The 12,340-nt window shown below is 38.6% G+C and carries 11 protein-coding genes; 4 read left to right on the top strand and 7 right to left on the bottom strand.

Going from position 1 to position 12,340, the window contains the following annotated elements:
- Positions 1-54: 54 nt before the first annotated feature.
- Together ABE099_RS20255 and ABE099_RS20250 are read right to left on the bottom strand one after the other, a co-directional pair.
- Positions 55-753 (bottom strand): DUF2225 domain-containing protein, encoded by a 699-nt coding sequence (locus ABE099_RS20255; protein ID WP_430033372.1) that lies wholly within the window; start codon positions 751-753, stop codon positions 55-57.
- Positions 754-805: 52 nt separating this feature from the next.
- Positions 806-1,204 carry a globin gene (locus ABE099_RS20250; protein ID WP_430033369.1) on the bottom strand — a complete coding sequence of 133 codons (399 nt, stop codon included), beginning with the start codon at positions 1,202-1,204 and terminating at the stop codon, positions 806-808.
- A gap of 393 nt (positions 1,205-1,597) precedes the next feature.
- Between ABE099_RS20250 and ylbJ the strand changes: the two genes are divergently transcribed.
- From ylbJ to ABE099_RS20235, 3 genes are all read left to right on the top strand, one after another.
- Positions 1,598-2,824, top strand: coding sequence for a sporulation integral membrane protein YlbJ (gene ylbJ / locus ABE099_RS20245; RefSeq protein ID WP_430033366.1), 1,227 nt, complete (start codon positions 1,598-1,600; stop codon positions 2,822-2,824).
- Between the two features lie 99 nt (positions 2,825-2,923).
- The gene (locus tag ABE099_RS20240; RefSeq protein ID WP_430033363.1) at positions 2,924-3,721 is read left to right on the top strand and encodes an NAD kinase; all 798 of its coding nucleotides are present in this window, start codon (positions 2,924-2,926) and stop codon (positions 3,719-3,721) included.
- Between the two features lie 78 nt (positions 3,722-3,799).
- Positions 3,800-5,293 carry a S41 family peptidase gene (locus ABE099_RS20235; RefSeq protein WP_430033360.1) on the top strand — a complete coding sequence of 498 codons (1,494 nt, stop codon included), beginning with the start codon at positions 3,800-3,802 and terminating at the stop codon, positions 5,291-5,293.
- Between the two features lie 280 nt (positions 5,294-5,573).
- Here ABE099_RS20235 and ABE099_RS20230 read toward each other — a convergent pair whose 3' ends face one another.
- Entirely contained in the window at positions 5,574-5,885 is a 312-nt protein-coding gene (locus ABE099_RS20230) for a YutD family protein (protein WP_430033357.1), read from the bottom strand.
- Positions 5,886-6,025: 140 nt separating this feature from the next.
- On the opposite strand from ABE099_RS20230, the gene ABE099_RS20225 reads away from it, so the two are divergent.
- Positions 6,026-7,111 carry a M23 family metallopeptidase gene (locus ABE099_RS20225; protein WP_430033355.1) on the top strand — a complete coding sequence of 362 codons (1,086 nt, stop codon included), beginning with the start codon at positions 6,026-6,028 and terminating at the stop codon, positions 7,109-7,111.
- Positions 7,112-7,270: 159 nt separating this feature from the next.
- On the opposite strand, the gene yunB is transcribed toward ABE099_RS20225, so the two are convergent.
- The 4 genes from yunB to dapA form a co-directional block, all read right to left on the bottom strand.
- Complete coding sequence (yunB, locus tag ABE099_RS20220; RefSeq protein ID WP_430033353.1) at positions 7,271-8,062, bottom strand: sporulation protein YunB; 792 nt, start codon at positions 8,060-8,062, stop codon at positions 7,271-7,273.
- A 72-nt stretch (positions 8,063-8,134) separates the two neighbouring features.
- Positions 8,135-10,309, bottom strand: coding sequence for an ATP-dependent helicase (locus ABE099_RS20215; RefSeq protein WP_430033351.1), 2,175 nt, complete (start codon positions 10,307-10,309; stop codon positions 8,135-8,137).
- Between the two features lie 429 nt (positions 10,310-10,738).
- Entirely contained in the window at positions 10,739-11,374 is a 636-nt protein-coding gene (locus ABE099_RS20210) for a ketohydroxyglutarate aldolase (RefSeq protein ID WP_430033349.1), read from the bottom strand.
- A gap of 30 nt (positions 11,375-11,404) precedes the next feature.
- Positions 11,405-12,283 carry a 4-hydroxy-tetrahydrodipicolinate synthase gene (gene dapA / locus ABE099_RS20205; RefSeq protein ID WP_430033347.1) on the bottom strand — a complete coding sequence of 293 codons (879 nt, stop codon included), beginning with the start codon at positions 12,281-12,283 and terminating at the stop codon, positions 11,405-11,407.
- Positions 12,284-12,340: the final 57 nt, after the last annotated feature.

The raw sequence follows: 12,340 nt of genomic DNA, 5'->3' as shown, positions 1-12,340 counted from the left end.
AAGCCTCTCGTTTTGCATTTTTGCTATCCGAGCAAAAATGCAAACGGTTCTAGATTATGATTTCATTTCATCAGGTAACTCATGTCCACCTGACAGCATATCTTCGCGTAATAATGCCCACTGCTCTCTTGAAGCACGAATCATCGCTGCGTCCATGATTTTTTTATCATTAATAACTCTAGAAAACCATTGAACCGCTTCATTATAACGACCTACTCTACGGTTAAGTTCTCCAATCAAATACATCAGACGAGCGTCACTGCCACTAATTCCCTCCAATTCATATACTTTTATGTAAGACTCTAATGCATATTGTAAAAATCGAAGCTCCTGCTCCTTATTATTTTTATAACGATATAGCCAAGCAATATGATGAAGCAGGCTAGCGATAATACGATCCTTCTCCCCAATCGTTTGAGCACAAAGGAGCGCTAACTTATACGTTTCTAATGCGGATTCCCAATCTCTTTTCCCACTAAAATCTCGTTTAATATAGCGACTACCTATATTTTGTTGATACTTTGCACGTTGCTGATCATTTAAACGGTCTAACGAATTTTCTGTGGAGGCAAATCCACAAGACGGGCATACACGTACAACATAAAAATCAGGATTTTCATTATTATAATATCTACAAAAATCAGTATCACTACTTGCTGCACGTTTAAAGCTAGGACGTACTCTAGACGTCATAAATTCATGTTCACAGCACACACATTTAATTTTAATTTGAAATAATGGTTCCAGCTCCACTTTGTGTCTTCCTCCCAACATTGGTCATGAGCTAAAGAATACAACAATCGGCTTAGGGAGTATTTACAAAATGAAATGCGGGTCCAGATAGCCGTTTTAGTACAATTTCTTTAAGTGATTTCTCCACCTGAATTTGTTCCAGAGCTTCTTTCATACAGCTTAACCATGCTTCTGCTCTTTCTGGTGTAATCGGAAATGGCATGTGTCTTGCTCTCATCATTGGATGACCATGTGCATCAGAATACAGCGATGGACCTCCTAAAAATTGAGTTAGAAACATCTCTTGCTTTTCCATCACAGGGGTAATATCCTCAGGAAACAATGGACCTAACAAAGGATGGTCTTGTACCTTCGGATAAAACGCTTCAACTAGACGTTTAATTGTATCTGCACCACCAAGCTGATCATAAATGCTGTCACTTTGCTTCAAATTTCCCAACTCCAAGCTCATTTATTAAATCGATGATGGTATCCCTTCATACACAACCACCGATTTTTTGCTTAAAGCTTATTATATCAAAAAAAAATAAAAGCTCCTAATAGGAGCTTCCACGTATAGTTGTACAAAAATATTTTAGTAACTGCTCCAATCCTCTTCACCAGAATGGATATGAGAGGCGCGAATAACATAAACAAAGGCGCATACGAGTAATCCTGCTATATAACTCATACTATCACTCCATTCACATAAATTCTAGGTACCAAGTCATTGCTTCTATAGTCTTATTCTAACACAATTTTGAAATGAATCCACCCTTTCTGTAATCGCTTTCTTAGGTTTTTTTTGTGATGTTTGTCCTCTTTCTCTCATAAGCTTAACTATGACTAGGATGGAGGAATTAAAATGAAATTAAAGCATCTTCAACATATATTGCTCATTTTATTATTATTTATGTTAAGTATTCTTATGTTTTATTATCCAGACTCTGCATGGAAATCTGGGGTTCGAGGACTTGAGATATGGTGGGATGTTTTATTCCCCTCCCTTTTTCCTTTTTTTGTTATTTCCGAGGTGATGCTTGGATTCGGTATTGTACACTTCCTAGGTACGCTACTTGACCCTTTGATGCGTCCGTTATTCCGTATTCCTGGTAGCGGAGGCTTTATCGTTGCAATGGGCTTTGCTTCAGGTTATCCCATGAGTGCTAAGCTCACTACTAAGCTACGTAAGGACAACCTCATTACACGAAGTCAAGGGGAACGTCTTGTTTCCTTTACAACAAGCTCTGATCCGATCTTTTTAATTGGCGCGGTGTCGGTCGGTTTTTTTGGTAACCCTAAGCTAGCATTGACTTTAGCGCTTGCCCACTATGGGAGTGGCATGTTGCTTGGAGTAATTTTAAGATTTACTGCCCCTAAAGCTGAAAAAATCAATACACAAAACGAGGTAGCAGGTAAAATCAGTCTCAAGCAAGCCTTTCTAGCTATGCACGAGGCAAGACTTAAAGATGGAAGAAGTGTTGGCCTTTTACTTCAGCAGGCTGTGACCTCCTCCTTACAGCTTATGACTGTAGTTGGTGGTTTGGTCTTGTTTTTTTCTGTTATACTTGAAGTCTTTACAGTGTCTGGTATTATGAGCTATTTAGCCCATGGTTTAGAGTGGATATTAGCACTTATATGGCTACCACCTAATTTAGCCGATTCCTTAATTGGGGGGTTATTTGAGGTCACATTAGGAGCAAAAGCTGCCGCTACAACCGCAGTATCACCAATGCTACAGGCCGCAGTTGCCGCTTTTATATTATCGTGGGGAGGCTTATCTGTACATGCTCAAGTTGCTAGTATTTTAAATGAAACAGATTTAAGATATACCCCTTTTCTGCTTGCACGCCTGCTCCATGCTGCTCTAGCTGCATTAATGGTCACTTTATTATGGCGATTTACGATGGGGGCATCCAGTTCATTTATTAATTTGGGTATCCCTGCGCTTAATCCAACTGAGTACCTATCCAAATGGGCCATATTTACAACGAGTTTAAGCTGGTTCATGTACATGATTGGCATGATGCTATTCCTTTTGTTACTGAAATCTTTACTAAAAATACCGGTTTATTATTTCAAAAAAAAATGAAGCAAATCATCACAACATTAAAAAACATACAATGAAACATTGTTTTCTATGAAAGAATTGATTATGATCGTTGTAACTAATGATAAGGAGCCTTTAACCTTGAAATATTACGTACTTGATCGTGGCGATGAGCTATCTGTTAATCTTAGTCAAACCTTTCATAAGCTAGCGTTTGAGCATGGACTTAGGCTCGATGCAGAATACCCTGATATCGTCGTATCCATTGGTGGGGATGGGACAATGCTCCATGCCTTCCATACATTTATCGATCGACTTTCCACTACCGCCTTTGTTGGTGTACATACAGGGCATTTAGGCTTCTATGCAGATTGGAAAAGCGATGAGATTCCACAATTGATGAGTCTGATGGAGAGCCATGCAAATGGGGAGCAACCTAGAATCGCATCCTATCCTATTATTCAACTGGATATTATTAAAAAGTCAGGCACATTATCTACCTTATGCTTAAACGAGTTTACAATTAAAAGTGTAGATGGCACATTGATGGCACAAGTGGATATAAATGATCAAATGTTTGAAATGTTTCGTGGCGATGGCATTTGTGTCTCTTCACCTTCAGGTAGTACGGCCTATAACAAAAGTTTAGGAGGCGCCGTTGTTCACCCTTCCATTGAAGCCTTACAAATTTCCGAAATTGCATCGATTAACAATCGTGTTTTTCGTACAATGGGCTCTTCATTGTTGTTACCTGCACACCATCATTGTGATATATACTCTCGTAAGGAGCAAAATTTGATGCTGACCATTGATCACCTTAGCATTCCTGTCAATGATCTTATTTCTGTTCGCTGCCAAGTTGCTGAGCAAAAGGTTAGTTTTGTTCGTTATCGTCCATTTCCATTTTGGACAAGAGTACGTAATGCGTTTCTAGATTAAATGTTATTCATGTATATGTATTCATGGGATTTATGATCAAAGACATAGATTCAATTTAGAGAGAAAAGGAAGATACCCATGTTGTTTACAAAGTTTAAAGCAAAGTCTCATGCACTCATTATTGTACTTAGTATAAGTGTATCTTTATTCACTCTGCCGCAAGCCCATGTATTTGCACAAAATACAACCACTGCTACCACTGTGGAAGCCTCAAGCTCTGAGGAACGAAATAAAGAAATGTCCTTGTTTGGAGAGGTACTTGATTATTTAGATACTTATAATATTCAAGGCGTTGAGCGGGAGCAATTTGTTGAAAATGCATTAAGAGGAATGGTTTATACACTAGAAGATCCATATAGCGATTATTTTACAAAAGAAGAGCTGCAAGCCTTTCAAGATGGAATTTCGCAATCGTACACAGGCATTGGCGTTACACTCCGCTTTAGAGATAATAAGTTATATGTCACTGATGCTCTTGATGGCTCCCCTGCTAAAATTGCGGGCATTAAAAAGGGAGATATCATTACCAAGGTGGATGGACAAGCTATAACTAGCAAGGAAGATACGATCCTTATTCAAGGGAAAGAAAACAGTTCTGTTGTTTTAACGATCTTACGTCAGGGCAAAACAATGACGTTCACGATAAATAGAGCTTCGTTTTCACTTCCATCTGTTAGAGGACAAATGTTGCCTTCTACAAAGGTAGGATACATCTCTATCGCTTCCTTCTCTGAGCAAGCTGATGAGCAATTTAATCAGAAATTACAAGCGCTGAAAAAGGAAGGCATGACTTCACTTGTCCTTGATTTAAGGAACAACTTAGGTGGTTATGTAGATGCAGCAAACAACATTGCTAAACAATTTATTAAAAACGGAATTTTAATGTATACGTCTGACCAAAGTAATGAGTTATCCCCTGTTAAAATTAGCGGCGGTACTAATATAGGAATGCCCGTTGTTGTATTAGTGAATGAGCAAACGGCAAGTGCTTCCGAGATTTTAGCCGGTGCCTTGCATGATAATGGTGTAGCGGTTACTCTAGGTTCGCAGACGTATGGGAAAGCTCGTATTCAAAACATATTCTCATTATCTAATGGTAGCGCATTAAAGCTAACCGTTCAGCGTTACTTAACACCAAATAAAGTCGATTTTAATCATATCGGACTACGTCCAGATATTGTCATCGATAATAATGCTACAGCGCAATTAATAAGTGGAATGTATAAGGCTGGCGTTAGAAAATTGGAGCTGAGTGGAAGTGTTTATGGCATTGCCATTAATGGTAGCCAATTTGCTGGTGAGCTGGATGTAATCCAAAATCCAACTAAAACAAAAACATATACCCAAGCTCGTGTGTTGTCCTCCCTAATTCGAGGTGATATAAGCTGGAATAATCAGACGCAAAGACTCATTATAAAGGATAAAAACGGAAAATCAAAGGTATTTACAAAATCTTCAGGAAATGTGAAATTAATACAGGATGAAGCGTTTATCGAGCTACATGAGTTTCAACGCCAATTTCCAGGATTAAGCTGGAGTTATCATCAAGACACACTAAAGTTAGCTTATTAGGGCGTGTCTGAAAACTTACTCAAGGTCATCTATTACTGCCTTTTCACCTCCTACTGCGTTACTTTTCCTTGACTTACCTCGGTAAGCCTGCGAAAAAGTGCCTTGTATGAATCAAAAATTCGCCAATATCTACTCCCTGCTGACTTTTTAGACACACCCTAGTCATAGCTCAACAATAAAATAACCCGAGTGATCAACAAATTCTAAGAATTTGTAATGATCACTCGGGTTTTCGTGTCTATTTTATGATGTTAAAGGTTAAGATGCTTAACTTTTAAGCTTAAGCCTCTGTATTTTCAACTGGAGCTGTCGTATTATTTTCTTTCACTCTTTGTAACACAAAATAGGCACAACCAAAATTGCAATATTCGTTAATGTAATCTGTGATTCCGGAAAATGCTGTGTCTCGATTCGCTTTGGGATGGGTATCACGTAAAAAACCTTTAAGTCTTAGCTTTTCATAACCCCAGTCTCCGATAATGTAATCATATCGGTCAAGAACCTCACTATATTTCTGTTTAAATGCTTCCGGATTCCAAGCTTCGCGATAATTTTGAATTAATTCATATGTTTTATTACCTATTTGAATCAAGCTTTACTCCCCCTGAGCATTATAATCACGATTTATTATAACATAGCTCGTCTTTGAATACGATCATAGACTAAGAATCAGAATAAAATTAGAAATTTTAAACAAACTAAGCTCATTGCTTGTTTAAGGAGGAGTTTGGTTTGCGGTCATTGCAATTTAAAGGTACACGTCGTTTTTCTACCAAGGTATGGATTAGTCTTTGCTGTGTAACTGCTCTCTTTGTAGTCTACTTATTTTCAGGTATAGGAGGCGCAAGAGCAGAAGCTCCTGACTTGCCTATCCAAGCGATGAATAAAGATGACGTATATAAGCAGCGTTTAACCTTATATAAAGATATTTCACTACTTACTAATGTCCCTTGGTATTGGTTAGCTGCATTAGATCAATATGAGAGATCGATTACACCTCAAAAAAAAATAAATAAATCGAATCATCGCCTAACGCAGATCTCTTTTCAAGAACGGCAATGGGAAGGGGCATTAAATCCCAATCCTTCTGATCAGAATCCAACAACAATTGCGATGTTTGGTGGAATTGGAATTGATGCAAATGCAGATGGCAAAGCAGATCCGAACAGTGACCGAGATGTGTTATTCACTGTCGCTACCTATTTATCTAAATCAGGATATAAAGAAGATGATATCCGAATTTCATTATGGCGTTATTATCAAAAGGATTCTGCGGTCAGACGTATTCATCAGTTTGCCAAAATATATAAGCAATATGGTCAATTAAAGCTAACCGACAGTAAATTCCCTCTCCCTTTAAAAAGTGTTTATACGTACCGAGACACTTGGGGCGCGCGTCGGGGCTGGGGTGGCTTACGAATTCATGAAGGGACTGACATTTTTGCCCCTCATGGCACACCTGTTCGAAGTGTATGTAATGGTATTATCGAGACCAAGGGCTGGAACCCTTATGGAGGCTGGAGAATTGGTATACGTGATCTTAACAATCGTTATCACTATTACGCACATTTACAGGGCTACAACAAAAAAATTGAAGTTGGTACCATCGTTGAAGCAGGACAAGTGATCGGTTGGGTGGGTAGTAGTGGTTATGGCCCAAAAGGAACGCAAGGGAAGTTTGCTCCCCATCTGCATTATGGCATTTATCGGGATACAGGCTCGCAGGAGTGGGCATTTAACCCTTATCCATTACTTAAACAATGGGAACGGCAAGAGAAAATAAACTTAACGAAGAAAAAGGCTGAAACTACGAGGTAGTTCGGCCTTTTTCTTTTTATTAAAGTCTATTTATGGATGGAATTTGATTTTAAGAGACATTCTTCAGAATCGCTCTGTCTCTTCGCTAATTTGGGTTAGCGGTCAAGAACTAATTTCAAGTTTGATCCATTTTTCGTATTAAAGTTACAAAGCAAAAGCTTAATGAGTAGTTGATTTGGTTTCAGGAACTTCCTTACTGCCTGAGCTAGTGCCACCCTCTCCACTTTTTTCTGGCTGCGCCCCAGGCAAGGAGATCGTCGGCGCATTTGAACCATTATTCCCGACTGGATTGCCTTTATTGTCATAATAATACATCGGCACATCACCAACAACCAGCAAATAAGAAATTGGAATCTCCGTTTCAACTGCCTCTGCCCCCATATCAAAAGGAACAACAACAGCTAACTCTGTTTTTACCCGTAAGTAGACCTCAACTAAAATCATGTTGATCCCAGCATCTTGCCGTCTTGTGTTTAGATCAACCTTCACGTCCCCTTGCGGCTCAATTTTGATCGGGATATTAGGCCCAAAGGAAGCAATCAAAGGACTGCCTAATGCTTGCCCAAGCGGGATATGCTCTGATAATTTGGATACATCCTCTAACGTCTTGCGCACTGTTTTAATCGTATCTGAAGTAATGCGCATATGTGCAGAATAGTTCAACATAAAACCATTAATTTTGCCAGAACTATCTTCCTTCCAATCAATTAGGTCGGCGATATCTGCTTGGTTGGCTACCTGTGCCATAATAGCATCACTAATTGATTTTGTGGCAATTTGCTTCACACGAATATTGGCTAAATGCTTAATAGGCTCCTTCATATTACGTTCAACGTAACCGATAAATTGAAAAATAAACAAAATAAAAACAGCACTAATTATGAGCCACAGCTTACGTCTGCTTACACGAGATCGTCTCTTCCGACTATGCCAACCTCTTCTAAATCTCATCCCCATGCCCCCTTGATGGCGGTTCATCATCTATACAAGTTATGCATAGCAAGGACAAAAAAGAAGAAAAGCCTAGCCATTTTCAAGTAAACCAAGTTCCAGACAAAGCGCTAAAGACAATGTTTTTTGTACCGTCCCAAATTTCACCTTAATATAATCATGATCGATGGAAATGAGTGTACCAATGCCAAACTCTCGATGGTTCACCTGTGCCCCTACCGTCAGCTCATTTCGATGGTGTATTAAGCCTTGTGTATCTATAGCTGGTCGAATTTCTCCGCCCCCATGCTGGGTACAATATTGTCGTACATTCGTCATAAATATGGATTCTGCAACTTTCCGATTATCTTTCTTCGTATAACTAATTAACTCTAAATGAGCTTTTGCCCTAGTCATGCCCACATAAAATAAACGAGCCGCCTCTTCAAGCGTGGACATACCACTGCCTTTTTTCCCTGTATCATGTGCTGAGGGTATGACACCATCAATAAGGTCAATCATATACACTCGTTCAAACTCCAAGCCCTTTGCACTATGAAAAGTAGAAAATGTGACTGCTCCATCATGGGGATGGAACCTGGATTGCTTCATTAACAACTCTAATTCCTTTAAGCGATTCGCAAAAGCCGCCATCGTATTAAGAGGTTCAGCTATTTCTGCTAATGTGTCCAAAATCCCTATTAAGTTCTCCGCATTAAAGCCTAGACGCTCACTCATTCGTAAAATTGCTTTCTCATACCCTAACCGTTCCCGAATTACTGTGATGGCATGAACAGGAGGCATATCCTTCATTTGCGTTAATACGTCTCTTACCTCTTCAAGCTGCTTGCGTTGGTATTCCTTTAACTCCATTTTTGATAATAACGTCTCAAACACAGATTCACCTTGGTTTAGTAGCGTCAGTTGCTTCATTTGAACCTTCGTAATATAACCATTTATTTTCATATAAATTTGTTCAAAAATATCAATCCGCTTATCCGTAAATGTCATCCGCATTAAATTTAAAATATCACTTACAACCCAATGTGAGAAAAATTTAAAGTCACCATCCTTCGCATAAAAAGGAATACCTGCACGTTCAAACTGGTTCATGAGCAAAATAGAGCTATGATGATTCCGATATAAGACAGCAACCTCGGCGTAATCTCCATTTGCACTATATTGCTGTATTTCTTCAATTAAATAATTGAGCTGATGATAGGCGTCTTGGCATGTCTTGAGCACAATTTGCTCGCCTACCTCGTTATGTGTAAACATACTTTTATCATAACGTTCTCTATTTCGCTTAATAAATACATTTGCCGCCTGAACAATCGTAGAGGTAGAACGATAATTTTGCTCCATAAATAAAACGTTGCAATCGGGGAATTTCGTTTTAAACTGTAACAAATAAGAAGGCTCAGCCCCTCGCCAGCTATAAATAGACTGGTCATCGTCACCAACGACACATAAATTGTGATGCTCCTTCACCAACTGCTCTATGATCGCATATTGCAAAAGTGATGTATCTTGGCTTTCATCTGTTAGTACATAATCATACCTAGATTGATATTTATGCAAAAGTACGGGGTTCTCATCTAGTGCCTTATAGGCGATTACCAGCATATCATCATAATCCAGCAACATAGTTGAATGCTGCTCTTGCTTATAATGCTCGTAAGCCTTCATCACCTCAAATGCATGAGGAACATTGCATTTTACCGTTGCCCACTGTGACATGGGTAGCATTTTATTTTTTACATAGCTAATGAAGGTCGTTAGCTCATCCATCTGATCCTCTGTTAAATTCTCTTCCGTCATCTCAAAATAAAGCTGTCTGAGGATCATCAATTTGTTAGGTGAATTAATAACTTCCTTTTCTTCCATTCTGCCTTCGATCAGCGTGTAGGCTTTACGTTGTCCGTATAAATAATCACGAACAATTTCATAAGCTAGGCTATGAATCGTGGAGAAGCTTGCTGTAGGCAACGTAGGAAAAAATCGTTGAAAGCGTTCCTGCATATGGGTAGCCGCTGCTCTACTAAAGGTTAATGCCTTAATCCGATTAGCAGGAATATGACAAGCTTCAATAAGGAAGCCAATTTTCATTATTAATGTTGTTGTTTTCCCTGAACCTGGCGTAGCAAGCAACAACATTGGACCTTCGGTATGTAACACTGCCTGCCGCTGTATTTCATTTAATGTAACGCCTGCTTCATGCTCTAGTGCTAGCAACTGCTGTGTCTTCGTTATTGTTGATACATTCATACTATATATAAAGTCCTTTCAGTTGTTTAACCTTCAATAAAATATCCTTCATTTAAAAGAGGGGATCAATTTTGAAATTTAGTGCATGACAACCAACCCAAACTAGCGAAGAGACAGAGAGATTCTGAAGATTGTCTTTTAAAATCATCTTCCATCCATAAATAAACTTCACTAAAAGGAAGATGATTTTAACAACAATGGCAAGAACCCTCTGGAACGTAGCTACTAGCCTCCAGTTGTTAATAAGTACTAATTTCTAGATAGAGCCTAAAAACACTCACATTATCTATTTTACGACACAGGTCAAGTGAAACATTTTTTGTCTCTCAATGCGTTAAATTGACACATAAAAAAACCTCCAACAACCTATGCTACAAAGCATAAGTATTGAAGGTCTTCATTAAATACTAATCTATAATAAAAGTTGTATTACATTGCTGCTCTTGTTGCTTTGATGATTTCAGTAATTTTTCTAGCGTTTTCTGCAATTTCAGCTTTGGAGCCTTTTGTTAACAATCCACCCAAGCCTACAGAATCTACACCATTTTTAATCCATTCAGCTAAATTGTCTAGTGTTACACCACCAGAAGCCATTACTGGCATATAAGGCATTGGTGTTTTTACAACGTTAACTAGAGATGGGCCATAGAAGTTAGAAATGGGGAATGCTTTTACAAATGAAGCGCCCAATTCTAATGCTTGAACCATTTCGGATACAGTTGTACAGCCAGGTCCGTAAGGGATACGGTAACGATTACACATTACAGCTACCTCGCTGCTCAAGGTAGGAGCAATAATAAATTTAGCGCCTGCTAAAATAGCTAAACGTGCTGTTTCACTATCAAGAACAGTTCCTGCACCAACCAAAATTTTATCTCCAAACTTATCATTGATCGCTTTAATTACTTCGCCAGCGTTTGGAAGTGTATAGCTAATTTCTAATACATCTACTCCACCTTCAAGACAAGCCTCTGCAATTTCAAATCCACGTTCGATGGTTTCTACTCTTACGATGGCCATTGCCCCTGTTTCAATAATTCTTTTTTCTATATCTGGTTTAATCATAATGGTACCTCCACTAATGAAAATTTTATATTATAGCTTGTAGTAGCTAAGCATGTCTTTAATTTTACTTACTGCTTCATCCTCTAGAGCAGCAACTGGGAAACGCGCAGGACCTACTGGAATACCAGCTAATTCAACTGATTTTTTTAATACAGATGGAATTGTTCCCAATTTCAAAACAGCTCTTAGCTCTTCAATATCGTCTTGTGCTTTTTGAGCAGCCTCTAGGTCGCCATTTACATAGTTCTCATAAATAGATACATCAAGCGCTGTGATCAAGTTCGCAGTTGCGGCAATTGCCCCTGTAGCACCCATTTTTAATGCTTTTAAAATCAAGGAATCAGAACCAGATAATACTACAAAGTCTTGTCCTTTTGCAGCTTCGATATAGCCTTCAATATTTTCAAGCTTACCGCTACTGTCCTTAACGCCGATAATATTGCTCACCTTTGCAAGCTCTCTAACTGTCTCTATCTCTATATTGTTGCCTGTCATTTTAGGAATGTTGTACAAAATAATTGGTGTTTTTACAGAAGAAGCAACGGCTTTATAATGTGCAATTAGTTCTGCTTGTGTAAGAGGGACAAAATAAGGTGTGATCATGGATATCGCATCTGCACCTAGTTTCTCCATTTTTTGAGAAAGAGCGATCACTTCGCTTGTGCTGTTGCCACCTGCGCCAACATAGACAGGTACTCTTTTATTTACCGTATCAATAACGATTTTTGCAAAAGATACCTTTTCTTCTTCAGTTAAAACGTGAAATTCCCCATTTGTACCAAGAATAAAGATACCACTTACGCCATCTTTGATTAGCTTTTCAATTAGTTGCTTAGTTGCTGCTTCATTTATCTTTTGATTTTCATCAAAAGGGGTAACCATTGCGGCGATAATTCCTTTTACTTCCACGATTTCATCCTCCTAGCAATTTACATTATGCAATATTACGTCTTACTACTATAATTT

The organism is Paenibacillus turicensis (assembly GCF_050461185.1).
Classification (GTDB): domain Bacteria; phylum Bacillota; class Bacilli; order Paenibacillales; family Paenibacillaceae; genus Fontibacillus; species Fontibacillus turicensis_A.
The sequence above is the reverse complement of the archived record's forward strand: the minus strand, read 5'-3'. Positions and strand labels throughout refer to the sequence as shown.

Bases quoted from the DNA above. Each gene is read 5' to 3' on its own strand.
- ABE099_RS20250 (WP_430033369.1), bottom strand. From the start codon at position 1,204: ATGAGCTTGGAGTTGGGAAATTTGAAGCAAAGTGACAGCATTTATGAT.
- ylbJ (WP_430033366.1), top strand. From the start codon at position 1,598: ATGAAATTAAAGCATCTTCAACATATATTGCTCATTTTATTATTATTT.
- ABE099_RS20210 (WP_430033349.1), bottom strand. From the start codon at position 11,374: ATGATTAAACCAGATATAGAAAAAAGAATTATTGAAACAGGGGCAATG.
- yunB (WP_430033353.1), bottom strand. From the start codon at position 8,062: ATGAGATTTAGAAGAGGTTGGCATAGTCGGAAGAGACGATCTCGTGTA.
- ABE099_RS20235 (WP_430033360.1), top strand. From the start codon at position 3,800: ATGTTGTTTACAAAGTTTAAAGCAAAGTCTCATGCACTCATTATTGTA.
- ABE099_RS20215 (WP_430033351.1), bottom strand. From the start codon at position 10,309: ATGAATGTATCAACAATAACGAAGACACAGCAGTTGCTAGCACTAGAG.